The organism is Neobacillus vireti (genome assembly GCF_001026695.1).
GTDB classification, from domain to species: domain Bacteria; phylum Bacillota; class Bacilli; order Bacillales; family Cytobacillaceae; genus Neobacillus; species Neobacillus vireti.
On record NZ_LDNB01000012.1, the window covers coordinates 226,529 to 251,040 of the forward strand.

Genomic DNA, 24,512 nt, shown 5'->3' on the forward strand with positions numbered 1-24,512 from the left:
AACTAAGATTTAGACAATTTCTTTATTTTCTATTTCGTACTCAGTTACCTTTTCTCGTCTAAGCAATTCATTAAAGGAAAGAATTGCTACTTCTACTTGGTCATTATTTGGCTCTTTTGTCGTTAACAGCTGGAGCCAAAGTCCGGGATAGCCTAAAAACTTCAACACGGGAATATCTCTAAGCTTGTTAGTAACCTGAAGGACTTCAAAAGAAATTCCTAGTACTACAGGTATTAGAAGAAGACGATCTACAACCCTTAACCAGAGCGGTGTCGTAGGAACCAGCATATAGACAAAAACACCAACGATGACAGTAAATAGGATGAAACTGCTGCCGCAGCGATAATGCAGGCGAGAATGGGCCTGAACATTTTCAACGGTCAGTTCTGCTCCTGATTCAAAGGTGTTAATTACTTTATGCTCAGCACCATGATATTGAAACACTCTTTTAATGAGCGGGGTAAGCGAGACAAAATAGATATAGCATAGGAGCAGTACAAGCTTAAAAAACCCCTCCACTAACACCTGTGCAAAATCCGATGGAAATATTGGTTTCGTTAGAACTGCTAGGAAAACAGGGACTAATGTAAAGGCAAATTTTCCAAATAAGAAGGAAATTACTCCTATCGCAGCAACTCCTAAATACATTGTCAATTTAGAGACTTCTTTTTCCTTTATTGTATCATCTTCTTTTGGGTCGACATCAAATCTTTCAGTCGAAAAGTTTAAATGTTTTGATCCATTGGCACTTGCTTCAATAATGGCAATGATTCCTCGAAGAAACGGAATTTTTTTTAAGCTAGTTAAAGCTGGATTTGCTTTCCGCGGTAAATGAAAGTATTCAACAGAGCGATCTTTTCTGCGAACTGCGGTCACATAATGATGTTTCCCGCCAAACATGACTCCTTCAACGACCGCTTGGCCGCCATAAACAGGTTTTTGAGAATTGGACATGTAGTTTAACACCAACCTATATCAAAAGTTGCACAATAGCAGAAATTTAAAATCTGTTTGTACTTAATTGTTATTCTACTAGAAAAATGAAAAAACCTCTAGGATGACATAATATTTCCATTTAAAATTAGAAAAAATATTTTTACATGTAAGGATTAACATACTAAGGGCATAATATTATCGAATTTAGTATAGATTTTCCATTTTTATTGTGATTCTTGAACAATCACCTCATATGATAAGTGCAATCCCAAAAATTTAAAGTAAATGGAGGTTGGTACAATGGTAAAGGAACAGGAAAGCGTAAATTATCCAAAACCGATGTCATTTTGGGCTATGGTATTTTGGACCGGTTTATTTGGAGGAATTTTTTGGGGAACGGTTGGATTTTTTGCCTACTATTTTAATTTTACAGAAATTCGTCCAAATGTCATACTAGAACCATGGGTTCTGGGAGATTGGAAACATGGGTGGCTGGGAACCGTAATATCCATTATTTTAATGGGTGTGTTTTCTGTAGTCGCCGCCTTTATTTATTATGCTGTTCTAAAAAAATTCAAGGGTTTTTGGTTTGGTATTGGCTATGGGATCGTATTGTTCCTATTGGTGTTTTTTATTCTAAATCCTCTTTTTCCAGGGATGAAACCGTTTAACGATTTAAACATGGATACAATCATAACCTCGTTTTGCTTATATATCCTATATGGAATTTTTATTGGTTATTCCATTAATTATGAGTATCAAATTAATAATGTTCAAGAGAAAGAGGCTTCAACTTAAGTTCGGATTAGTCGGAATTGTTAGGTTGTGATAAAATATTTTTGTCCTAATAGGATTAGAAAAGGAGAGTGGAGACGATTGGAAAAAATAGAAAGACTTAGATCCAATTTTTCAAATCACGGAATTGATGGGATTCTGATAACAAGCCCATTTAATCGCCGCTACATATCTAACTTTACTGGCTCTGCCGGCGTTGTATTAATTAGTGCAGACCAGGCACTGTTTATTACTGATTTCCGTTATATTGAACAAGCCACAAAGCAATGCCAAGGATTTGAAATTGTAAAATTTTCTAGTTCCATTCCTGAAGAAGTCGCGCGACTTGCAAAAAATTTAGGGATTCAGAAACTTGGTTTTGAAGAGGATTACTTAACATGCTCCTCTTTTAAATTATATGATAAAGAAGTGGAAGCTGAACTTGTTCCTATCACAGGAGTCATTGAAAAATTACGCTTGATAAAGACCGATGCAGAGATTAAGATATTAAAGGTAGCGGCAGATATTGCCGATGCAGCTTTTAAACATATTTTGGATTTTATTCGACCTGGAAAAACGGAATTAGAGGTATCGAATGAATTGGAGTTCTTTATGAGAAAGGCCGGTGCGACTTCATCTTCCTTTGATACGATTGTTGCTTCAGGGTATCGCTCCGCACTTCCACATGGTGTTGCAAGTAATAAAGTAATTGAATCTGGCGATTTCGTCACAATGGATTATGGTGCATACTATAACGGGTATGTCTCTGATATTACACGGACAGTTGCTGTAGGTGAGCCGGACGGGAAGCTAAGAGAAATTTATGAGATTGTTCTTGAAGCACAACTAAGAGGTATGGCTGGAATCAAACCTGGGATTACGGGTAAGGAAGCAGATGCGTTAACAAGAGACTACATAACAGAAAAAGGTTATGGAGAATACTTTGGGCATTCAACAGGACATGGTATTGGTCTTGAGGTTCACGAAGGTCCTAGCCTTTCGATGAAATCTGACGTTATTTTAGAAACGGGAATGATGGTAACATGTGAACCAGGTATTTATATTCCCGGACTAGGCGGCGTTCGGATTGAAGATGATACTTTATTAACCGAAGGTGGGAACCAAGCCCTTACTCATTCTACAAAAGAACTAATTATACTGTAAGACCTTAGGAGGATATAAAGATGATTTCTGTTAACGATTTTAAAACAGGTTTAACAATTGAAGTGGATGGCGGCTTATGGCGTGTTTTGGATTTCCAACACGTTAAGCCAGGTAAAGGAGCAGCGTTTGTTCGCTCTAAGCTGCGTAACCTTCGTAATGGAGCGATTCAAGAAAAAACTTTCCGTGCTGGCGAGAAAGTAGAAAAAGCACAAATTGATAACCGCAAAATGCAATATTTGTATGCAAGCGGCGATCAACATGTATTTATGGATATGGAATCCTACGAGCAGGTAGAACTTCCTGCTGCGAACATTGAATACGAACTAAAGTTTTTAAAAGAAAACATGGAAGTACACATTATGATGTTTAATTTTGAAACCCTTGGTGTAGAATTACCAAACACGGTTGTTTTAGAAGTAACGGAAACTGAGCCGGGAATTAAAGGTGATACATCTTCTGGCGGAACAAAGTCCGCTACCCTTGAAACAGGACTTCATGTACAAGTTCCTTTCTTTATCAACCAAGGTGACAAGTTAATCATTAATACATCAGAAGCAGCTTACGTTTCACGTGCGTAATTAATTGAAAAGACCTTACTCCGAACATATCGGACAAGGTCTTTTTTTAATATCAGAATTACTCGGATACAAAAAAGAAGGGGCTATTATCAAGGGCACTGAAAAAGTTCCTTAAATTTTGATAGTGTGTCTAAATTGTCTGTTGATTTCCACTCCAGGCGGCTTCGCTTTCCGCGGACGTGCCGGTGAGCCTCCTCGGCGCTAGCGCCTGCGGGGTCTCACCTGCCCCGTACTCCCGCAGGAGTCTTCGCCGCCTTCCGTTCCAATCAACAGAGTTCTTTTACTAGTCTAAATTTAAGATTTTCAGTGCCCTCCTATTATCCGAAGGTTTTTCCATGGTAAATTTCAATTCGCTAATAAATCCTTATATTCGCTAATAAACATGGCAAATTCGCTAATAAACTAGAAAGATTCGCTAATAAACTCCCGAAATTCGCTAATAAAAAATTTGGCGAGCCTAATTGACTGCATTTCTTGCAGGAAAACATGTTTTTCAGACGGGCAAGTCTCTCCTGATTACATTTTTTCGCCAATTCGACGTCCAAAACGGATAATCTATCCCACAACAGGCTGTTTTTTTTCCTAAAGTTACTGTTTTTAAAGCAATTTGCGATATTTTTAAAAGTTAAGAGAGTATAAACTTTTGGCTTTGAGAAATGTCCAGCTACATGCCATACGCTGCTGAACATGGCTCTTGCACTTTTCTTATAATTTCACCTTTTATTATCTTAAAAACTTCACTAAATAGTAAGAATTTGCAACTATTTGTGTAATTGCTTTTTGATAAGATTAAAATGTATAAAAGAATAGGAAGAGGTGATACAACAATGAAACGAATTACCACTCTTTTATTTTTCTGTTTTACAATAGCCCTGATAGTTGCAGGCTGCGGTTCCAAACTCGATAACGAAAAATGGGCACTTGATAAAAAGCATAATCCATTACCTGATTATGTTATGGGTTCGCCGGAAAAGGTTCAACAAACCTATATGATGGCGGCAAAATACCCGGAAGTAGTGGCACAGGTTCCATGTTATTGCGGCTGTGGTGTATCAGATGGACATAAAAGTAATTTAGATTGCTTCATTGGTCAATTTGGAAATGATAAGGCAGTTACGGAATGGGATTCGATGGGTGTCGCCTGAGATATCTGTGTCGATATCGCCCGGGAGGCGGTAGATATGCATCTTGACGGTAAAAGCCCTAAGAAAATTTATCAATCAATCACTGGGAAATATGGAAATTCCGGAGATCCAACACCAACACCTGAACCAAAGTAGGTAGTAGCCATGAAAAAAATATTAATCGGAAGTTATGTTTTGATTATTATTGGAGTTATTTTGGGTATTGGAAATAGTGGTATTTTTGACAGCGAGAATTCAAAAGCTATTGCTTCAGGGGAAAAAGTCTATATCAAAAATTGTCTTGTCTGTCACGGTGAAACAGGAAAAGGCGAAGGGTCAAACGCAGGGACTGCCATTAATAATCAGCATTTTTTAAGTGTTATATCCGATAAAGACCTATATAATTATGTGAAATATGGCAGAGAAGGTACCGCAATGCCTGCTTATGGTCCAAGATTGTCGGAAAAGGATTTGGTTAACCTAACAGCGTTTATGAGAAATTGGCAAACAAAAGAGCTTGAATTTAATGTGCCAAAAACGGTTTCCGGTGATCCTGATCGAGGTATGAAACAATACAATGTCTATTGTCTAAACTGTCACGGTGAGGCAGGAGCTGGCAAAATAAAAATGGGTACAGCTCTTTCTAATCCACAATATTTAAAGTTTACAACAGATAAGCAAATCTGGATTGCTACGGCATATGGCCGCGAAGAAACAAGGATGGGTCCCTCATTAAAGGGCCTGGAAGGTGTGCGCCAGTTAAAAAAGCAAGATATTTCGGACATCATTAGTTATATACGTTCAATAAAAGAAAATAAAGAAGTGCCTAAAGATTACCTAAAACCTTGAGCCATGCAAATGGGCTCGAGGTTTTTTTTTCGCTTTTCATTTGTCCAGCTCCAGCGCCCAGCGGCTAGTGGACTTCGCTCTTTTCCCTACGATAAGTCAACATCGGATCGCTACGCTCTCCGTGTTTCCTTTATCTCAGTCAAAGCGCTCCAGTCCATACGCCGCTAAACGGGCGCTTCCGCTTTTCTTAATTGTGTCAATTTTGTGGTGGTTTTTTGACGAAAAGAGAACGATTTACATCCTTTAACAAAATGTTCAAGAGTGTCTCAACAATTAGGGCTAGATAACGATTATATTTATTTCAAAGAGGACTATAGTGGAAAATAATGCTTCCTAGTGATGAGTTTTCCATTCAAGGAGGATTAATATGTGTAAGAAAAAGTGGTTGGCATTATTCGTTACAGCATCATTTGTCTCTAGTTTTATCCTACCAAAGGCAAGTGCTGAAACAGCCTTTCAGGCAGAAAAATTTCCGATGAAGGAAATGCAGATTCAAGTTATGCCGGAGTTTGACTACCCCGAGGATTGGGAATCCAGAGATGTTCCTTCGTTACTAGTAGGTCAGTACGGTACGATTACAAACAAAAGCGGCCAAGATTATGATGGCAAAATTGTAATTTCCGTTCCTGCTAATGATAAAGGCTTTGAAGCTGCTTTAGTAGCAGAATTTCCTGAGGAAAACAAACCAGAAGTACAGCGTCCGTTTGATGTTGATAAGGAAAAGGGAATCATTAGCTGGAAACCAGCAACACCAATTAAAAATAACGAGGCTTACAAATTTGTCATTGAATATTACACGAAAACAATTGATGTAAAAGACAAGAAGAGCTTTACATATCAACTCATCAACAATGCCGATATCGATCTGCTTGATGTTATCTTTTATGCGCCAATGAACGCTAAGGATATTCAGTTAGAACCGAAGGCGCCAAACAATTCCAAAAATGACTATGGAGAAGAGCTTTACTACTATCAATACAAAAATGTAAAAGCCGGAGAAAACTTGAACTATACCTTCACATATAAGAAAGATGGCACAGAATCAACAATGGAAGCAATTAACAAAGCGCAGCCGCCAAATGATGAAAACCATGCAGGAGTAAATGGGACTGCAACAGATCAAGTATTAAATGGCGGAAAGGACAGCTCAAAACGTCCAATTATTGGAGTTGGCGGTGCATCGATTATTGGAATCGCGATTATTATCGCGGGTCTCTTTGTTTACCTGGGATTGAAAGGTAACGCTAAGTCAGCTCCTACAGCAGCAAAGGGTTCAAAACATAATAAGGAGCAGCCAAAGAAACCAACTGAAAAAAGAGATAACAAAGTTGCAAATGCGGAGGAAAAAAAGGAACTCCGCAAGAAACTCTTAACCGGAAAGATAGACCAGGAAATGTACGAAGAAGAAATGAAGAAATTAATCTAATGAGGTGTGAAGGATGAAAAAAAACACGATTGTCATGCTAGGCGGTTTTATTATTGCAGGGGCCATTGTTTTCTTACTGATGGCAGCAACACCTGGTTCTAGTGGGGTGGAGTTGACAATGAAAGAACTGCTCGCTACTCAGGATCAGCATAAAGATGATTTTGTTACGGTAGAAGGGTTATTAATTGAAGACTCGATTAAATGGAATCCTGACAAAATCGAGCTGAAATTTGATGTAAAAAATAACGAAGGCCAGATTATGCATGTTATTCATAACGGACCAAAACCAGATAACTTCTCTGAAGGTGTGATCACTATTCTTCAAGGATCTCCGACAAAGAAAGATACTTTTGAAGCAGAGTCAGTTAAAACAAGATGTCCTTCAAAATACGAAGGAAAAGATATTAAGGACTATGATCCTGAAACACATAAAGATAAGTTAAATCAACCACCGAAAGAAAAATAACAGGCAAACTTAAGAAGGTGACGAAATGTTTTTATTCGCTAACGCAACCATTTATATCGGATTAGCCATTGCAATTTATTCACTCCTCATTATCACATTGGGGATTAGTACAAAGAATCAGAAGTTTATCAACAGCGGTAAAGGCGGTTTGATTGCATTATTTGTCTGTGCTGCACTTGCAATGCTTTCCTTGTTCTACCTCTTAGCAACATCGCAATTTCAGTATGAATACGTTCATGATTATACCAGCAGTGAACTGCCAATCATTTATAAATTAACGGCCCTTTGGGCTGGTAATGCTGGCTCCTTGCTATTGTGGACATTCTTCTTAACGTTATACATGGTGATGATTGTTTTTTCCAGGAAGATGAAAGGAAATCCGATGGTTCCGTATATATCAGCTATTCTTTTGGCTAACGCGGTTTTCTTCTTCTTTATCCTGGGGTTTGTAGCAAAACCTTTCCTTCTATTAGATACAGTCCCAATAGAAGGGAAAGGTCTAAATCCTATGCTCCAAAACCCGGGAATGATTATTCATCCAGTAACACTGTACCTTGGGTATGTCGGTCTTGCCATTCCATTCGCCTTTGCAATGGCAGCGCTAATCTTGAAAAATGTCGATGATTTTTGGATAAAAGCGACGAGACGCTGGACAATTATTGCTTGGTTGTTTTTAAGTCTTGGAAATATTTTTGGCGGCCAGTGGGCATATGTAGAGCTTGGCTGGGGAGGCTACTGGGCATGGGATCCAGTTGAAAATGCGTCGTTTATGCCATGGTTAACGGCTACTGCCTTCTTACATTCTGTGATGATTCAAGAACGGAAAAACATGCTGAAAATATGGAATATCAGCTTAATCATCGTTTCTTACGCGTTGACACTCTTTGGTACATTCCTAGTACGAAGCGGCGTTCTAACATCTGTTCATGCGTTTGCCAATTCAAATCTAGGATTATACTTCTTAATCTTTATGGCTGTAGCCGTAATCCTAGCATTATATGTGTTAATGAGCCGCTACAATATGCTTAAACGCAGCGCCGGTGAATTCCAATCGTTCGTCTCTAAAGAAAGCAGCTTCTTAGTTAATAATCTATTATTAGTTGGTGCCGCATTTGCCGTCTTCTGGGGAACGATTTTCCCACTAGTATCTGAAGCTGTCCGCGGAACGAAGGTAACAGTGGGGCTGCCGTTCTTTAATAAGGTAGAAGCACCGATTCTCTTATCAATGATGTTTGTGATGGCAGTTTGTCCAATGCTTGCCTGGCAGCGGTCAACCGTAAAAAATTTGAAGAAAAACTTCACGATACCTGCTATCCTTGCTGTTCTTGGGATGATTCTAATGGTTAAGTTAGGTATCCAGAAAGCATGGGCAGTCATTGGCTACGGAGTTATTATTCTATTATTAATCACCCACTACTTAGAGTTTTATCGAGGCGTCAAAGCTAGAAGGAAAATGACGAAAGAAACACCTTTTGTTGCGTTGTACCGATTAATGATCCGAAATCGCCGCAGGTATGGAGGATACATCGTCCACCTTGGCATCGCATTCATTACCATGGGGATTATCGGCTCACAAAACTATGACTTAGAGACAATGAAGACAGTTGATTTAGGACAATCGATTGAAATTAAGGATTACCGACTCAATTATGAACGCCTTGATCAAAAAAGAGAAGGTATCAACGATATTGTTTATGCCGATATAACGGTTTTCAAAAATGGTAAAAAACTTGGTTCCTTCCAGCCGGAAAAAGTGTTTTATGGGAACTGGGAACAGCCTTCTTCCGAAGTAGCGATCATTTCTTCACTTAAGGAAGACTTATATATTGTATTAAGTGCTTGGGAAGATGATGGCAGAGCAACCTTTGTCGTCAAGGTTAATCCAATGATGAACTGGTTATGGTTTGGTTCCTTCATGATTGTCATTGGTGCTCTGTTCGCGGTTTGGAACGGAAAATATGGTAATGTCACTCCGAGATACACAGGAGTTCGCAGAGAGGTGTCTTAATATGAAAAATAAAATTTATATAGGGCTCCTCCTTATAGCGGTTATCTTTCAAGGATCAATATTCCAGGTGGAGGCCAGACAAATAAATTATAAATCTGCCGAATTTAAAGCCGTCGCATCCCAATTCGCCTGCACATGCGGCTGCGGACAAGATCATTATGAATGTGATCCCAATACGTGTAATCTTACAACCGAGTTTAAAAAAGACCTTGTTGAGATGATGAACAAGGGCTGGGATAAGGATAAAATCCGTAAATACTATGTCAATATTTATGGTGAAGAAATATTGACTTCTCCAGAGAAAAGCGGTTTTAGCTTAATGGCTTGGGTTCTTCCTTTTGTAGTATTAGGAGCAGCTGCAGCGGCTTTGTTTTTCATCATTCGTAAATGGGTGAAGAAAAAAGGAGCAGAAGAAGTAGTAGTCACTGAATATGACAACACCGAGGAAGAAGTAGAAGGAGAAATTCTTTCTTCTATGATCGATGAAGAACGCAAAAAGTATCTTTAGGATGTGAGCAAAATGCATGATATCACAATCATTTCAATGATTTTTACAGCTGCGCTGGCGCTTGTCTGTTTGTTTCTAATATTGTCACCGTTATTTAAGTGGGATACCTATTTACATGTTAGTACTAAAAATCAAGATTTAGCGTCGACGAAAGAAGCGCTTTTGACCACTCTGAATGAAATAGAGTTTGAGTACAAAATGGATAAAATCTCACACGCCGATTACAAAAGCTTAAAGAAACAATACGAATCAGAAGTAGCCAGCATTATGAAGGAAGAAGAACAAATAACAGATAAACCAGTGGACCAAGAATTAATGGCCGAAGTGGAAAAAGAAATTGAAGCGCAAATGAAAAGCTATCAGAGTAAAAAGGGGGAAGGAAAGTGATCAAGAAAATCACCGTTCTCCTCCTTGGGCTTATGCTGATAATTCCGTTAAACGGTTTGGCAGCATCTGATTCCAAAATCATAATTGATATGCAGTATATCGTTATTGGACCTTCCGAAGATGGCTCGACCTATTTGAATAATAGGGGCTTCTATTTAAACACAACAGCTGATGAATATAAAGGTGATGGAAAAAGTGAGGCCGTTTTAAATGTAACTCTCCCCAAAGGAGCAAAGGATCTAGATTTTACAGAAAATAAAATTGCTTCTAAGCAAGTTGATACAGGCTTTATTACCACTACTCCAATTCCGGGAGATCAAAGGATTGAGCTTCCCTACAGCTATAGAATCGAAAAAGGGGAGGACATCAATTTATCATTTGATTATACCGTAAAATCGTTAATCTTCCTTGTTGAAGAAGGGAAGGGCAGTCTTGAAATGAGCGGGATTCAAGCCGTTAGCCCAGAGCTGCTAAATATGGATGGTAAGAACTTTTGGATTTACACTATAGAAGATATTCAAGCGAACTCGCCATTTTCACTTGTTTACAACAAAGACGTACAGCCTGCTAAGAAGGATACCGAACAGAAGCAAACAACAAGTGAAAATGGGGCAAATAGTGCTGTTACCCATACGGCACCCGCTTTCCATAATCCCGGCCATCTAAGAATGTGGGCGCAGTCACCATTACATCGTTTTAACCCACACGTCTTTTTGATTATTATCGGAGCCATTGTGATCGCGGGGATATCCTATTTTGCCTACTTTAGACGGAAAGCAAGATTAGAAGAGGAGCGACTTGGGGCTGACAAGGAAGAGAAGGCCTTTAAGCAGTTAATGGCGAAGCAAAAGGCGATAATGGATAAGATTATTGAACTGGAAGAAACCTTCGGTGACGGGCAGCTCTCTGAAACTGAGTACCATGCCAAGCTAGCCGCCTATAAACAGCATTTAGTCCAGGTTAAGTTAAATTTACGGAACTTTATCGAATAACAGCTTGTTGGGAGTGACCGTTATGATTGAAATAAAAAAACTGACGAAGCAAGCTGATAATAAGCTAATCTTACGTGGTGTTGACCTCTCTATAAAAAAAGGGGAAACCGTTGCGATATTAGGACCAAATGGTGCTGGTAAAAGTACACTGCTTAAGGTACTGGCAACCCTGATAAAGCCGTCATCGGGTCTTATCAAGATTAATGGCTTGGATTTGAAAAAAAACCATCTTGAAATCAAAAAACTATTAGGTTATTTACCCCATTCCAGTTTGCTGTATGATCATTACTCGCCATTAGAGAACCTCGTTTTCTTTGGGAATATTTACGGGGTCGATGATGTGGAGCAAAGAGCGATTAAGCTTGTAAAGGAAGTTGGGTTATCATTCTTTTTAAATGAACCAGTGAAGAATTTCTCGCGCGGCATGATTCAGCGGATTGCCATCGCCCGTGCGATTATCCATGATCCGGAGATTTTGCTGCTCGATGAACCACATACCGGTTTGGATCAGGGCGCTATTTCTATTCTAAACAATGTAATTCTATCCATGAAGGAAAAAGGTGCTACCACATTAATGGTTACTCACGATTTCAAACAAGCAGCGGAAATCTGCGACCGGATAATCATTGTGAAAAACGGCAAAATTGTCGATGATTTCAAGATTGAAAATCGTAACTTAGGTTTTGTTTCTGAAAAGTATGAGTTGCAAGTGGAGGGTGTATCATGAATCTATTCCGCACTGCCTTGATACTTGCAAAAAAAGATTTATATTCTGAGTTAAAAACAAAACAAATCTTAACTACACAAATTATTTTTGCAGGACTTGTTATTGTTGTTTTCAGCTTTGCCTTTGACCCTGCAAATAACACAACAAAGGCTGTCATTCCGGGAGTCATTTGGGTCATTATCGTATTTGCTGGAATCTTAGGTCTGAACCGCTCGTTTATTTCCGAACAGCGAAATGAGACGATGCAAGGGTTGTTGGTTGCACCCATGGAGGCTGCGAGCATTTACTTAGGAAAATTCTTAGCTAATTTTGCGATGATGCTTGTAGTTGAACTCGTTTCTATTCCGTTTTTATTCTTACTATTTGATTTCAAGTTTCTTGGCAGCGTACCCTATTTTATTTTAGTAGTTTTCTTAGGTAGTTTTGGTTTTATCGCCATTGGGACGTTCTTAGCTGCCTTAGCCGCTAACTCTAAGAGCAGTGAAATGCTGCTGCCGCTGCTGCTTTTTCCAATCACAACGCCGATCCTGATCGGTGTTGTCCAGGCGACGAAAATCATTTTAACGAATGTCGAAAAGCTTTCGAGTGCAATTGCCTGGATTCAATTGGTTACAGCGTATGATGTTATCTTCTTTGTTGTTTGTTTCTTATTAATCGATTATGTGCTGGAGGTTTAAGTGATGAGTATGAATCTCGAACGAGAGAAAGCGATGCTCCCTGGAACACCGTTGACTAGTATGAAATCAGCGAGTCTTTCAAAAATTCTGTTTGCTGGTACAGTCATTTCCATGCTAGTATCTCTATATTTTATCTTTATCTTTGCGGCGGAAGAATCAACGATGCATGCCGCGCAAAAAATCTTTTATTTCCATGTTAGCTCTGCATGGCTTGCTTTCATGGCGTTTTTCGTAACATTTGTATTCAGTATTTTGTTCTTAATCAAGCGCAAGCGAATTTTTGACACTTATGCCTATGTTTCAGCAGAAATTGGTGTGGTCTTTACGATCATTGTTTTAACAACTGGACCAATTTGGGCAAGGTCAGCTTGGAATACTTGGTGGGTTTGGGAACCGCGTCTTATTACGACATTAATCCTTTTCTTCATCTACATTGCCTACATTATGATTCGTCAAATGGATGGTGTTTGGGATAAAAAGGCTCGACTTTCAGCTGTCTTTGGCATCATCGGTTTTGCTGACGTTCCGATTGTATTCTTTGCGATTCGCTGGTGGCAAACAAAGTTCCACCCAATTGTCTTTGGTGACGGGCCTTCCCAACAAGGCGGCGGTATTGAAAGCAGTATGCTTGTGGCATTGCTAGTAACGATTGCAGCGTTCACGATTCTTTATGCTTACCTGCTTCAAAAGGGCGTTTCCTTTGAGAAAATGAAATTTAAAGTTGAACAATATAAAGAAAAATTAAGAGAAGAATTAGAAAAATAGGGGGAATTAATCATGAATTATGAATATATGTTGGGAGCTTATTCCGTTGCTTGGGTTGTCATTTTTGGCTATATGTTCATTATTGGTAAAAAACATAGCAAGCTTCAGAAGGAAATTGAGTTTTTAAAGCAGCTTGAAAAATAGCAGGTTGGTTTAGCCTGTTGATTTTATCGGTCAGGAGGAAATCCGATGAACCAGCGAGTTATCAAATTACTCGTATTTATTCTTATTGTAGGTATGTTCGGCTTTTTTGGTTATAGTATGGTAACAAAAGGAAAACATACAGATGTCGGAGATAAGGCTTATCAATTCGAGCTGCCAAATTTAGATGGAAGTACCACGAAACTCACTGATTTTAAGGGAAAAGTTGTTATTTTGAATTATTTTGCATCATGGTGTGCCCCGTGTAAGGAAGAACTTCCAGAGCTGGAGGCTTTCCAAAAAGAGTATGGTGATCGATATAACCTCCTTATGATTAACCGAGGTGAGACAATGGATAAGATTAAAAAAGTTACCGACAGCAATAAAGCTGGAATGAATTATTTATTTGATTACAATGCGAAGGTTTCGAAGTTGTATAATGTCACAGGGCAGCCTGAAACATTTGTAATTGATAAACAGGGAGTCATTCGTGAGCACTACAATGGGGCAATTACAGAAATGCAATTGTACAACTGGGCAAAGAAATATGATGATTAATGTTAAAAAAGGATTGAACCTTCTCTGGTTCAATCCTTTTTTTAATAAGTAGGCAAATAGTGAAATTCCGCTACTATATTTGCCTTAATCAGTATTTGTCCCGGCTCAAATTGGGTGGAGCTTATCCCTTTTACAAGTGTTTCCGGTTGATGATAAAAGGGAAGGGCAACGGCTCCTCCTTCGATGACCAAACTAGGAGTCGGAACCAGTGTTACATTTAATGCTGCTGCAATCGTTTTCGCCTTTTCAAGCGCATTGTTTATTGCCATTGTTAGAGCCTGCTGGTAATAAGAATCCTTGTTTTTCACTTTAAACTGGATATTTGAGACATAATTTACTCCGTTTTCGACCCCAGTGTCCACCACTTTTCCTATTATCGATAAATCTTCTATTTTCACCTGTAAGATATGAGTGATTTTATAGCCGCGAAAAATTTGTTTTCCCTGCTCATAATCATAATCGGATTCAATCCGGTAATCGAATGTTTGCACATGACTATGGGGAATTCCAAGTGCTAATAGAGAATCGATAACCCTTTTTGACTCTTGAGAATTTCGCTGCTGGGCTGTTTTTAGTACCTTATTTTCAGTGACGACCCCTAAATTGACAGAGGCAGTGTCGGGCTGGACTGCTAATACTCCGTCCCCGGTTACTTTAATCAATGAATGTCCCTTGCCTGGAAGCCCATTCCTTGGGGGCTGGTAATTATACAAATCTTTTCTCCTCCTTAAAACCTTCGAGCTTTCTATAAAATACGGCAAAAATTTGCTAAATGTTCCATTGTTAAAATTCTTCTATTTTGTCTAGTAAAAGGCTTAAGAAAATAGAATCAAAGGATAATTTTTGAAAGAATGACCAGATTTGAAAGTCATAATGCGTCCAAGCAGGCATACATTTTAAATAATGAGAGACAAGGAGGAAACCTTCGTGGAAACAATTCTTAACTTCTTACCAAAAAAAATTGCCGAGCTAATCAGCCAAATCCCTCCTAATGAAAAAGAAAAATTAGAGGAAATCCGCATTCGCATGAACCGTCCAGTTGAAATGACGCTAAAGGGAGAACCAAGATTTTTATCCTATCTTATTCAGCCCGAAGATGCCGTTCATTTAATGAATAAAATAAGCAACTTCTCAATCTATACGCTTGAGGAAGAGCTCAAACGAGGATATATTACCGTTTCCGGGGGTCATCGGATTGGGCTCGCTGGTAAGGTGATCCTTGAAGAGGGAAGGGTCAAGGCGATTCGGGATATTTCCTCTTTTAACATAAGGATTGCCAGGGAAAAGGTGGGGATAGCTGAACCACTAATCCCCTATCTTTATCAAAGGAATTGGATGCATACGATGGTCATTGGACCACCGCAAACAGGGAAAACAACCTTGTTACGAGATATTGCAAGAATCATTTCTTCCGGGAACAGGGCAAAAGGCTTTCAGGCTCGTAAGGTAGGTATCGTGGATGAGCGGAGTGAAATCGCTGGTTGTGTAAATGGCGTACCGCAATTAACCTTTGGCCATCGGCTTGATGTCTTAGATGCCTGTCCAAAGGCTGAAGGAATGATGATGATGATTCGCTCGATGAGCCCCGAAGTCTTGATTGCCGACGAAATTGGCAGAATGGAGGATGCGGAGGCCATTCAAGAGGCGGTTCATGCGGGTATCAAACTAATCACCACTACACATGGGACGAGCATGGAAGAAATACGAAAGCGACCGTCCTTAAGAGCCATTATTGACCAAAGAATTTTTGAGCGCTTTGTCATTCTGAGCCGTGAAGCTGGGCCTGGAACGATTAAACATATACTCGATGGAAATGGACATGAAATGAAGCATAAAGTGAGAGTGACATGAATGATTAAGTTAATTGGCGCGATCATCATTATTGTTGCAACGACTTGGACTGGGTTTGAGGCAGCCCGAAATTTTAGTGACCGCCCAAAACAGCTAAGGGCGTTAAGATCGGCACTGCAATCACTAGAGGCGGAAATCATGTATAGTCACACACCACTGCATGAGGCTGCCAGGAGATTAGCTGCCCAGCTTTCAAAACCTCTTTCCCTGTTTTTTGAAGCCTTTGGAAAGAAACTGACAGACACAGAAACAACGGTGAAGGATGCTTGGGAAACTAGTTTAAAAGAGGTTTGGAAGTCCACAGCATTAAAGCAAGGGGAATTTGAAATTATGAAGCAATTTGGGGAAACCCTTGGCCGCCATGATCGCTTTTCCCAGCAAAAACATATTATGCTGACGCTGACACATCTTGAAAGAGAAGAAGCGGACGCCATCGACAGGCAGGCAAAATATGAAAAGATGGTAAAGAGCCTGGGCTTCTTATCAGGATTATTACTGATTATTTTATTATTTTAGGGGGAAAAGCAATGGGCTTAGAAGTAGATATTATTTTCAAAATTGCCGGTGTTGGCATAGTGGTTGCCTTTTTGCATACTGTTCTTGATCAAGTGGGTAAAAAGGAATATGCACAGTGGGTCACCTTGTTTGGATTTATTTATATTCTGTTTCAGGTGGCCTCGATTGTGGACGACCTTTTCCAAAAAATAAAGTCTGTATTCCTGTTTCAATAGAAAGGGGGGCTTTGCTATTGAAATCATTAAAATAGTAGGTGTCGCTCTCATCGCAACCTTTCTTGCCTTAATCATTAAAGAACAAAAACCAAATTTCGCCTTCCTTTTAGTTGTTTTTGTCGGCTGTGCCATTTTTCTGTTTTTAGTTGATAAGATTTTTGAAATCATTCATATGCTGGAAAAGTTAGCAGTGAATGCAAACGTGAATATGGTATATGTTGAAACGATTCTCAAAATTATTGGGATTGCCTATATCGCCGAATTTGCGACTCAGATAACGAAGGATGCCGGTCAAGGAGCAATCGCCTCGAAAATTGAATTAGCAGGAAAAATTATCATTCTCGCCATGGCGATACCTATTCTAACCGTTTTGATTGAAACCATTATCAAACTTATTCCGAGCTAAATAATTGTCTAGCTCCAGCGCCTAGGGACTTGGGTCATAGGCCAATCCGTCAAGAAGGCAAAAAGCGGCCTTCTCGCCGGCTCGTCTTATGCCTGTCACCCCTGGACAAGGCGCTTACGCTTTTCTAAAGAGGTGTAAAAGTTGAAGCAGAGGCTGCAGATTATTCCGATTATCATTCTCTTATCCTTTTTTTTAATGATTCCAAGTGTCCAAGCTGTCGAAGAATCCAAGGACACCTCTAACCCGCTTTCTCCACAGGAATTAGTAGATTCACAGCTTAAAGGCTTGGACTTAGCGGAATTAAAACAATTTTGGGAAGATATTACCAATAAATATGGCGGCTTTCTCCCGGAAAGCCAAAAAGGAAGCTTGTATGAATTCATAAAAGGCGATAAAAAATTCTCCTTTAAACAATGGGGGCAGGGAGTTTTAAAGTTTGCTTTCCATGAGTTTGTTGCGAATGGCAAATTACTTGGTTCGTTGATTATGCTAACGATTTTTAGTATGTTTCTCCAATCAATGCAAAATGCTTTTGAGAAAAGCGCAATCAGCAAAGTTGCATATTCGATTGTCTATATGGTGCTGGTCATTCTTGCACTTAATAGTTTCCATGTCGCTATCGATTACACAAATGAAGCGATTGGGATGATGATCTCCTTTGTGCTAGCGCTCGTGCCGTTGCTGTTGGCGTTAATAGCCGCTTCTGGAGGACTTGTTTCAGCTGCTTTCTTCCATCCAGTCGTATTATTTTTAATGAATATGAGCGGATTATTCATGCAATATATTATTCTACCGCTCCTCTTTCTAGCTACCTTGCTTAGTATTGTCAGTACAATGTCAGAACAATATAAAGTGTCGCAGCTAGCTGCATTGCTAAGAAATTGGAGCATCGGGTTAATGGGGCTGTTCTTAACGGTATTTCTAGGTGTTATCTCTGTCCAGGGGGCTTCCGCGGCTGTATCAGATGGCGTTACCATCAGGACAGCGAAATTCATTACCGGAAACTTCATTCCGGTCATCGGCAGAATGTTTACCGATGCTACCGATACAGTCGTTAGTGCATCTGTCCTGTTAAAAAATACGGTTGGAATTGCCGGGGTAGCCATCCTTCTAATCATCGTCGCATTCCCTGCGATTAAAATTTTGATGATTGCCTTTATCTATAAATTTGCGGCCGCCATCCTCCAGCCGTTAGGCGGCGGGCCAATCATTACCTGTCTGGATATTATCAGCAAGAGTGTTATCTATGTTTTTGCCGCACTTGGAATTGTCTCGTTGATGTTCTTTTTATGTATCACAGTTATTGTAGCTGCCGGAAATTTAACAATGATGATGAGATAGGAGGGATGAAAATGGAGTTTTTGAAAGAGTGGGTAACGAATATTATTTTGTTTATCCTGTTAGCTACAGTTATTGATATGCTCCTTCCAAATTCTAGTATGAAAAAGTATACGAAAATGGTTACAGGACTGCTCTTAATCGCCATTATTCTAACCCCAATCCTTAAATTGATTTCCAAGGATTTTGAATCAGCCTTTGCTGCCATCCCAACGTATCAAGCACCAGGGGAAAAAAATATGAAAAATTTAATAGATTTTAAGAAAAAAGAAATACAAGCATCCCAGAGTGCATATATTTTAAAAGACATGGCTGTCAAGCTCAAAAAGGACGCTAAAAAGGAGTTGATGGACCAATACGGATTGGAGATAGATACAATTGACCTAGCCATTAACGAAGAAAGCGACAAAGCATTTCCTGAAAACCTCCAAAAGGTTGTGGTTCTTCTGAAGCAGCCAGAAACTGGCGTGAAGACAGTCGAAGTGATTAAACAAATCGAAATTAACACAGGAACACCTCTTCCATCTAAAGGATCAACAGAAGAAACAGAACAAATAGCCGCATTTCTTTCACAAAAATGGAACGTACCAGAAGAGTCAGTTGAGGTTTCGATTGAGGGGGGGATCAAAAAGAAAAATGGATAACAACCAAGGACCATTATCATGGCTCAAAAAACTACTCAAACTGGATGAAAAAGGTGAAAAGAAACCCGGTAAATACCAGTATATGATCCTTGTCCTTTGTATTGGTGCAGCGTTTATGTTTGTTGGCAATATTGTGTTTAAAAATGACACAAATCCTGCTTCGGTACCCGCTGCAACAAGCGGGAAAGCAGAGTCGGAGGATGTAGCTGCATTTGGCTTGAATAAGGGTTCAGGCAATAAGGCGATAGCTGAATACGAAGAAAAATATGAGAATCAACTAAAGAAGGCACTTCAGGAAATGTTAGGAGTAAATGATGTTACCGTCGTAGTGAACATTGATTCAACAGATAAAAAAGTGCTGGAAAAAAATCGGGTGACAAAATCACAGACCACCGATGAGGTTGATCGTGACGGAGGGCAGCGTAAAGTGGTTGATTCCTCAACCGATGAACAACTGGTGATAATCCGTGAAGGTGAAAAAGAGGTTCCAATTGTGGTAGAGACAAAAAAACCAGAGATTCGCGGTGTATTAGTGGTTGCCAAGGGCGCTGATAATATCGAGGTAAAAAAATGGATTAGGGAAGCAGTCACGAGGGTTTTGGGAGTGCCAAGCCACAGAGTCGCTGTTATGCCTAAAAAATAAAAGGGGGATTTCTTCATGCTTTTAAAAAAACAAACAGTTTGGTTATTGACAATGTTAAGTTTAGTAGTTGTACTGACGGTTTATTATATTACCTCTCCAGAGCAAAAGACGAATGAGCTAGCAGCTGTACAGCAAAAGGCTAAAGATCAAAATCAAGGTAAAACAAAAACCGAAGCCAAGGATGGTAAATCTGTCATTTCTTCTGTAGCGGGCGATGCTCAGTTTGAAGAACTTAAAATAAATCAGGAAGACCTCCGAAGCCAACAGAGAGAAGATCTAACTACCCAATTAGCTTCTACCAATCTTTCCGAGGAGGAAAAAAGTCAGGTAAAAGATCAAATGAATAAATTAACAGAAACAGCTCAAAAGGAAGAACTGCTTGAACATTTTATTAAAACGATGGGCTATGATGATGTACTAGTTAGAGCCGATGGGCCGGAAGTCATCGTTACAGTTAAAGCCAAGAAGAAGCCATCAGTAAAAGAAGCAAATAAAATTATGCTCGAAGTGAAAAAAGAAATTGATGAAACTAACTATGTTGCAGTTGAATATGAACCATCAAAGTAAACGTAAAATAAGGGAAGCCGCGCTTCCTCAGGCTGTCGAATAACCTTCGATAGCCTTTTATTTCAATCCTATTCTTTAATAGTTAAACGCGTTAATTTGTTATAATTCCATTGGTATACGGTCTTTCAACAGGCCCAATTGCAGGAAAACAATCTATGGAAGCCTCGCTTCTTTTTTTACGTTTATTTATTTACTAATAGGGAAAAATAAAGTTTTGTATTGATATCGACAGTAAAAATTCCCTTTTTACATAAAAAATATTAAGATGGAAGCAGGGGTAAGAGTTAGAATTACAAATTAGATTATTGAACTTTTATAAGGTATTATCGTATAGTATTAGTAGTAAGTCCTAATTAAAGTTGTTCGAGGGGTGTTACATAATGTTAAAAGTACAAGAAATACGTGAATTGATTAAATTGGTTGACCAGTCGAGTATTGATGAATTTGTATATGAGAATGACGGCTCTAAAATCAAGATGAAGAAAAATGGTCCAGCAACGGTAACGACTGTTCAGCCAGTTATACAAGCAGCTGCGCAAGCGGCACCGGCTGCCGTTCAAACAATCCAAGCGGCAGCAGTTACACCTGCAGCACCTGCAGTGGAAGTAAAGCAGGAATCTCCAAAGGTTGAAACAACCACTGAAGCTGATACAGCAAATCTACATAAAATTACTTCACCGATGGTAGGAACTTTCTATGCCTCACCGACTCCAGATGCAGACGCATATGTAAAAGCTGGGTCACATGTATCAAAGGATTCCATTGTGTGTATTGTGGAAGCGATGAAATTATTTAATGAAATTGAAGCAGAAGTAGATGGAGAAATTGTTGAAGTCCTTGCAAAAAATGGCCAATTAGTTGAATACGGACAGCCATTATTTTTAGTAAAGCCTTAAGTTAGGAGCGGTAACAGAATGATAAAAAAACTGTTAATTGCAAATAGAGGAGAAATTGCAGTTAGGATTATTCGCGCCTGCCGGGAAATGGGGATTGAATCTGTAGCCGTTTTCTCAGAAGCAGACCGTGAAGCATTGCATGTTCAGTTGGCTGATGAAGCCTATTGCATTGGACCTACTGCATCAAAAGACAGTTATTTAAACGTTACAAATATTATTAGTGTCGCCAAGTTAACCGGAAGTGATGCTATTCACCCGGGTTATGGCTTCTTAGCAGAAAATGCCGATTTCGCTGAACTCTGTCGTGAATGTAATATCACCTTTGTTGGACCAAGCCCAGAAGCAATCACCAAAATGGGCACAAAGGATATCGCAAGGGAAACGATGAAGGAAGCAGGAGTACCGATCGTTCCCGGATCCACCGGAATTATTAATGACATCGACGAGGCCCTAGAACTCGTTGAAAAAATTCATTATCCCGTCATCATTAAAGCAACAGCAGGCGGAGGCGGTAAAGGAATTCGTGTTGCCAGGAATGAGCAGGAATTAATAAAAGGCATCAACATTACCCAGCAGGAAGCGCTGACCGCTTTCGGAAATTCTGGTGTCTACATTGAAAAATATATTGAAGACTTCCGTCATGTCGAAATTCAGGTCCTTGGTGACTCTCACGGCAATACCATCCATTTAGGCGAGAGAGATTGCTCCATCCAACGCAGATTGCAAAAACTGCTTGAAGAAACGCCTTCACCTGCCTTGGACGGAGAAATTCGCGAGGAGATGGGAGAAGCAGCTGTAAAAGCAGCAAAAGCAGTTGCCTATTCAGGTGCCGGCACGGTAGAATTTATCTATGACTACCGCAATCGTAAATTTTACTTTATGGAGATGAACACCAGGATTCAGGTGGAGCATCCTGTTACTGAAATGGTCACTGGAATCGACCTAATTAAAGAACAAATTCGAGTGGCAAACGGCGAAAAGCTATCAATAAATCAGCAGGAAGTCACTTTTACAGGATGGGCAATTGAGTGCAGAATCAATGCTGAAAATCCAGAAAAGAATTTTCTCCCATCAGCTGGAAAGATTAAAATGTATTTGCCGCCAGGAGGTCTTGGTGTTCGGATTGATTCGGCTGCATATCCGGGCTACACGATACCGCCTTATTACGATTCAATGATTGCGAAAGTCATCGCGTATGGCGCCAGCAGGGAAGAGGCAATCTCAAGAATGAAACGGGCATTAAGTGAATTCGTCATTGAGGGTATAAAGACCACCATCCCATTTCATTTAAAACTACTCGAGCATGAAAAATTTGTAGAAGGCGCGTTTAATACGAAATTCTTGGAACTGCATGATGTGATGAAGTCTATCTAATTTATGGAGGTGAATTGAAAGATGAGCGAATTTAGTGTATTAGAAATGGAGCAAGGAAATAGCGGCCATGGAAAGATTGAAATAGCTCCTGAAGTAATTGAGGTCATCGCGGGGATTGCTACTTCCGAGGTGGAAGGTATTGCGGCGATGCGGGGAAATTTTGCAACCGGTGTTGTAGAACGTTTAGGGAAAAAAAATCACGGTAAAGGCGTTAAAGTGGAGCTGACTGAATCAGGAATAAAGGTTGATGTGTATTGCTTGATGAAGTTTGGAGTATCCATTCCAACTGTTGCTGGGAAAGTACAAGATAACATCCGGCAAGCGCTCCTTAATATGACCGCTTTAGATGCTGAAGAAGTAAATATACATGTCGTTGGAATTCAATTTGAAACCCAAAAGATCGAACCGGAAATCGATTCAGAAATGTAAGAAGAGAAACCAAAGGAGCTTAATCCTTTGGTTTTTCTTATCCACTGATTCAAATTGAAAAAAAATTGTCCATACAGTGCGAATCTATGTTAGTTATGCTATTATCTTTTTATGTGTGTAAAAACCTTCAAATACGTTTGTATAAAAATAGACAAAAATAATTTAATATATCTAAAGGAGTTAACGGTATAATGAAGAGAAGAACAGCAAGGGAAAAAGCATTACAAGCACTGTTTCAAATCGATGTAAGCAGCACTGAGGCATCATCCGCAATTGATCATGTTTTGGAAGGAGAGGCTGGTGACGAATATCTATCTAAACTCGTTTTAGGCGTTGTCGAACATAAAGTTGAAATCGACAACTTAATAAGTGAAAACCTTGAAAAATGGACGATAGATCGCTTAGCTACCGTAGACCGAAATCTATTAAGAATTGCTGTATTTGAATTAAAAAACTTTCGAACTGAAGTTCCTGCAAATGTAATTTTAGATGAAGCAATAGAAATAGCCAAAATTTACGGGGACGACCAATCAAGTAAGTTTATTAATGGTGTTCTTTCAAAGGTGAAACAAAAGCTTCTTAACGATTAATTGATTGGGTCCTCTCACACAGGGGGAGAAATTATAATGACTGCACAAATTATTAATGGAAAAGAAATTGCTGCGAAGAAAAAAGTAGAGATTGCTGAACATGTGGCTGCCCTTAAATCTCAAGGAGTAACTCCAGGATTAGCTGTAATATTGGTCGGAAATAACCATGCTTCACGGACATATGTAACAAGCAAAGAAAAGACGTGTAAAGAACTTGGCATGTACTCCTTATTAATTGAAATGCCGGAAGAGGTCTCCGAACAGAGCTTACTCGCTAAGATTGAGGAATTAAACGGGGACCCCGCCATCCATGGGATTTTGGTTCAACTGCCGCTTCCTAAACATATTGATGAAAGTAAAGTAATTGAGACCATTTCCCCGTTAAAGGATGTCGATGGCTTCCATCCAATTAATATCGGCAGGATGATGACCGGTCAAAATGCGTTTTTGCCATGTACGCCATACGGGATTATGGTGCTGCTTGAAGAAACAGGAATCCCGATTGTTGGGAAAAATGTTGTCGTCGTCGGCAGAAGCAATATTGTCGGCAAGCCGGTAGGGCAATTATTTCTTAATCGGCATGCAACCGTAACCTACTGTCATTCCAAAACCAAAGATTTAAAAGTACATACAAAACAAGCGGATATCCTTGTTGCTGCTGTCGGTATCCCGAACTTTATTAAAGCGGAACATGTTAAAGATGGCGCAGTAGTCATCGATGTAGGCATTAATCGTAATCAGGACGGCAAGCTTTGTGGTGATGTGGCTTTTGATGAGGTGAGTGAAAAGGCTGGATATATCACACCAGTACCAAAGGGAGTAGGACCAATGACGATAACAATGCTTATGTATAATACACTAAAATCCGCTGAGGAAAGTTTAACACGCGATTAAGCAGGAGCATGTCCTTATCTTTTACGATTCTATAAAAGATAAGGACATACTCGCTAATTGGTTGAAAAG

Annotated in this window: 31 protein-coding genes; 29 read left to right on the top strand and 2 right to left on the bottom strand. The window is 39.5% G+C overall.

Going from position 1 to position 24,512, the window contains the following annotated elements; translation table 11 throughout:
• Positions 1 to 9: 9 nt before the first annotated feature.
• Positions 10 to 954, bottom strand: a complete 945-nt coding sequence (locus AA980_RS14080; protein ID WP_024029772.1) for a DUF1385 domain-containing protein — start codon at positions 952 to 954, stop codon at positions 10 to 12.
• A gap of 282 nt (positions 955 to 1,236) precedes the next feature.
• On the opposite strand from AA980_RS14080, the gene AA980_RS14085 reads away from it, so the two are divergent.
• The 16 genes from AA980_RS14085 to AA980_RS14155 all read left to right on the top strand — a co-directional run bounded on the left by AA980_RS14085 (position 1,237) and on the right by AA980_RS14155 (position 14,080).
• Entirely contained in the window at positions 1,237 to 1,734 is a 498-nt protein-coding gene (locus AA980_RS14085; protein ID WP_024029773.1) for a YqhR family membrane protein, read from the top strand.
• Between the two features lie 78 nt (positions 1,735 to 1,812).
• Positions 1,813 to 2,874, top strand: a complete 1,062-nt coding sequence (locus tag AA980_RS14090) for a M24 family metallopeptidase (protein WP_024029774.1) — start codon at positions 1,813 to 1,815, stop codon at positions 2,872 to 2,874.
• A gap of 20 nt (positions 2,875 to 2,894) precedes the next feature.
• Positions 2,895 to 3,452, top strand: a complete 558-nt coding sequence (gene efp, locus AA980_RS14095; protein WP_024029775.1) for an elongation factor P — start codon at positions 2,895 to 2,897, stop codon at positions 3,450 to 3,452.
• Positions 3,453 to 4,279: 827 nt separating this feature from the next.
• On the top strand, positions 4,280 to 4,732 hold the full coding sequence (locus AA980_RS28040) for a PCYCGC motif-containing (lipo)protein (protein WP_328586713.1): 453 nt from the start codon (positions 4,280 to 4,282) through the stop codon (positions 4,730 to 4,732).
• 9 nt (positions 4,733 to 4,741) lie between these two features.
• Positions 4,742 to 5,425, top strand: coding sequence for a c-type cytochrome (locus AA980_RS14105; protein ID WP_024029777.1), 684 nt, complete (start codon positions 4,742 to 4,744; stop codon positions 5,423 to 5,425).
• A gap of 367 nt (positions 5,426 to 5,792) precedes the next feature.
• Entirely contained in the window at positions 5,793 to 6,851 is a 1,059-nt protein-coding gene (locus tag AA980_RS14110; RefSeq protein ID WP_024029778.1) for a hypothetical protein, read from the top strand.
• Positions 6,852 to 6,864: 13 nt separating this feature from the next.
• Positions 6,865 to 7,317, top strand: coding sequence for a cytochrome c maturation protein CcmE (locus AA980_RS14115; protein WP_024029779.1), 453 nt, complete (start codon positions 6,865 to 6,867; stop codon positions 7,315 to 7,317).
• Between the two features lie 25 nt (positions 7,318 to 7,342).
• Entirely contained in the window at positions 7,343 to 9,325 is a 1,983-nt protein-coding gene (locus AA980_RS14120) for a heme lyase CcmF/NrfE family subunit (protein WP_024029780.1), read from the top strand.
• Between the two features lies 1 nt (position 9,326).
• Positions 9,327 to 9,833, top strand: a complete 507-nt coding sequence (locus AA980_RS14125) for a cytochrome c-type biogenesis protein CcmH (RefSeq protein ID WP_024029781.1) — start codon at positions 9,327 to 9,329, stop codon at positions 9,831 to 9,833.
• Positions 9,834 to 9,845: 12 nt separating this feature from the next.
• Positions 9,846 to 10,220: a hypothetical protein gene (locus AA980_RS14130; RefSeq protein WP_024029782.1), complete on the top strand. Its 375-nt coding sequence runs from the start codon at positions 9,846 to 9,848 to the stop codon at positions 10,218 to 10,220.
• Positions 10,217 to 11,212, top strand: a complete 996-nt coding sequence (locus AA980_RS14135) for a hypothetical protein (RefSeq protein ID WP_024029783.1) — start codon at positions 10,217 to 10,219, stop codon at positions 11,210 to 11,212. Before AA980_RS14130 ends, AA980_RS14135 begins: the two co-directional genes overlap by 4 nt.
• 22 nt (positions 11,213 to 11,234) lie before the next feature.
• Positions 11,235 to 11,939, top strand: coding sequence for an ABC transporter ATP-binding protein (locus tag AA980_RS14140; RefSeq protein ID WP_024029784.1), 705 nt, complete (start codon positions 11,235 to 11,237; stop codon positions 11,937 to 11,939).
• Positions 11,936 to 12,616 carry a heme exporter protein CcmB gene (locus AA980_RS14145; RefSeq protein ID WP_024029785.1) on the top strand — a complete coding sequence of 227 codons (681 nt, stop codon included), beginning with the start codon at positions 11,936 to 11,938 and terminating at the stop codon, positions 12,614 to 12,616. The genes AA980_RS14140 and AA980_RS14145 overlap by 4 nt, the downstream gene beginning before the upstream one ends.
• A 3-nt stretch (positions 12,617 to 12,619) precedes the next feature.
• Positions 12,620 to 13,381, top strand: a complete 762-nt coding sequence (locus tag AA980_RS14150; RefSeq protein WP_024029786.1) for a cytochrome c biogenesis protein — start codon at positions 12,620 to 12,622, stop codon at positions 13,379 to 13,381.
• Positions 13,382 to 13,393: 12 nt separating this feature from the next.
• Positions 13,394 to 13,525 (top strand): CcmD family protein, encoded by a 132-nt coding sequence (locus tag AA980_RS26425; protein WP_082195739.1) that lies wholly within the window; start codon positions 13,394 to 13,396, stop codon positions 13,523 to 13,525.
• A 45-nt stretch (positions 13,526 to 13,570) separates the two neighbouring features.
• The gene (locus tag AA980_RS14155) at positions 13,571 to 14,080 is read left to right on the top strand and encodes a TlpA family protein disulfide reductase (RefSeq protein ID WP_024029787.1); all 510 of its coding nucleotides are present in this window, start codon (positions 13,571 to 13,573) and stop codon (positions 14,078 to 14,080) included.
• A gap of 41 nt (positions 14,081 to 14,121) precedes the next feature.
• On the opposite strand, the gene AA980_RS14160 is transcribed toward AA980_RS14155, so the two are convergent.
• Entirely contained in the window at positions 14,122 to 14,793 is a 672-nt protein-coding gene (locus tag AA980_RS14160; protein ID WP_024029788.1) for an SIMPL domain-containing protein, read from the bottom strand.
• A gap of 214 nt (positions 14,794 to 15,007) precedes the next feature.
• Here AA980_RS14160 and spoIIIAA point away from each other — a divergent pair, with 214 nt between their 5' ends.
• The 13 genes from spoIIIAA to folD all read left to right on the top strand — a co-directional run bounded on the left by spoIIIAA (position 15,008) and on the right by folD (position 24,443).
• Complete coding sequence (spoIIIAA, locus tag AA980_RS14165) at positions 15,008 to 15,931, top strand: stage III sporulation protein AA (RefSeq protein WP_024029789.1); 924 nt, start codon at positions 15,008 to 15,010, stop codon at positions 15,929 to 15,931.
• Positions 15,932 to 16,447, top strand: a complete 516-nt coding sequence (gene spoIIIAB, locus AA980_RS14170; protein WP_024029790.1) for a stage III sporulation protein SpoIIIAB — start codon at positions 15,932 to 15,934, stop codon at positions 16,445 to 16,447.
• An 11-nt stretch (positions 16,448 to 16,458) separates the two neighbouring features.
• Positions 16,459 to 16,662, top strand: a complete 204-nt coding sequence (gene spoIIIAC, locus AA980_RS14175; RefSeq protein ID WP_007084610.1) for a stage III sporulation protein AC — start codon at positions 16,459 to 16,461, stop codon at positions 16,660 to 16,662.
• A 16-nt stretch (positions 16,663 to 16,678) separates the two neighbouring features.
• Entirely contained in the window at positions 16,679 to 17,068 is a 390-nt protein-coding gene (spoIIIAD, locus tag AA980_RS14180) for a stage III sporulation protein AD (RefSeq protein WP_193392260.1), read from the top strand.
• Between the two features lie 141 nt (positions 17,069 to 17,209).
• Positions 17,210 to 18,409 (top strand): stage III sporulation protein AE, encoded by a 1,200-nt coding sequence (gene spoIIIAE / locus AA980_RS14185; RefSeq protein ID WP_024029792.1) that lies wholly within the window; start codon positions 17,210 to 17,212, stop codon positions 18,407 to 18,409.
• Positions 18,410 to 18,420: 11 nt separating this feature from the next.
• Positions 18,421 to 19,050 (top strand): stage III sporulation protein AF, encoded by a 630-nt coding sequence (gene spoIIIAF / locus AA980_RS14190; protein ID WP_024029793.1) that lies wholly within the window; start codon positions 18,421 to 18,423, stop codon positions 19,048 to 19,050.
• Entirely contained in the window at positions 19,043 to 19,693 is a 651-nt protein-coding gene (gene spoIIIAG, locus AA980_RS14195; protein ID WP_024029794.1) for a stage III sporulation protein AG, read from the top strand. Before spoIIIAF ends, spoIIIAG begins: the two co-directional genes overlap by 8 nt.
• 15 nt (positions 19,694 to 19,708) lie before the next feature.
• Positions 19,709 to 20,260, top strand: coding sequence for a SpoIIIAH-like family protein (locus AA980_RS14200; protein ID WP_024029795.1), 552 nt, complete (start codon positions 19,709 to 19,711; stop codon positions 20,258 to 20,260).
• Between the two features lie 380 nt (positions 20,261 to 20,640).
• Positions 20,641 to 21,156, top strand: a complete 516-nt coding sequence (accB, locus tag AA980_RS14205; protein ID WP_024029796.1) for an acetyl-CoA carboxylase biotin carboxyl carrier protein — start codon at positions 20,641 to 20,643, stop codon at positions 21,154 to 21,156.
• Between the two features lie 18 nt (positions 21,157 to 21,174).
• Entirely contained in the window at positions 21,175 to 22,530 is a 1,356-nt protein-coding gene (gene accC, locus AA980_RS14210) for an acetyl-CoA carboxylase biotin carboxylase subunit (protein WP_024029797.1), read from the top strand.
• A gap of 21 nt (positions 22,531 to 22,551) precedes the next feature.
• Positions 22,552 to 22,959: an Asp23/Gls24 family envelope stress response protein gene (locus AA980_RS14215; protein ID WP_024029798.1), complete on the top strand. Its 408-nt coding sequence runs from the start codon at positions 22,552 to 22,554 to the stop codon at positions 22,957 to 22,959.
• 191 nt (positions 22,960 to 23,150) lie between these two features.
• Positions 23,151 to 23,549, top strand: coding sequence for a transcription antitermination factor NusB (gene nusB, locus AA980_RS14220; protein ID WP_024029799.1), 399 nt, complete (start codon positions 23,151 to 23,153; stop codon positions 23,547 to 23,549).
• A 36-nt stretch (positions 23,550 to 23,585) separates the two neighbouring features.
• Positions 23,586 to 24,443 carry a bifunctional methylenetetrahydrofolate dehydrogenase/methenyltetrahydrofolate cyclohydrolase FolD gene (gene folD / locus AA980_RS14225; RefSeq protein ID WP_024029800.1) on the top strand — a complete coding sequence of 286 codons (858 nt, stop codon included), beginning with the start codon at positions 23,586 to 23,588 and terminating at the stop codon, positions 24,441 to 24,443.
• The last annotated feature ends 69 nt before the right edge of the window (positions 24,444 to 24,512 follow it).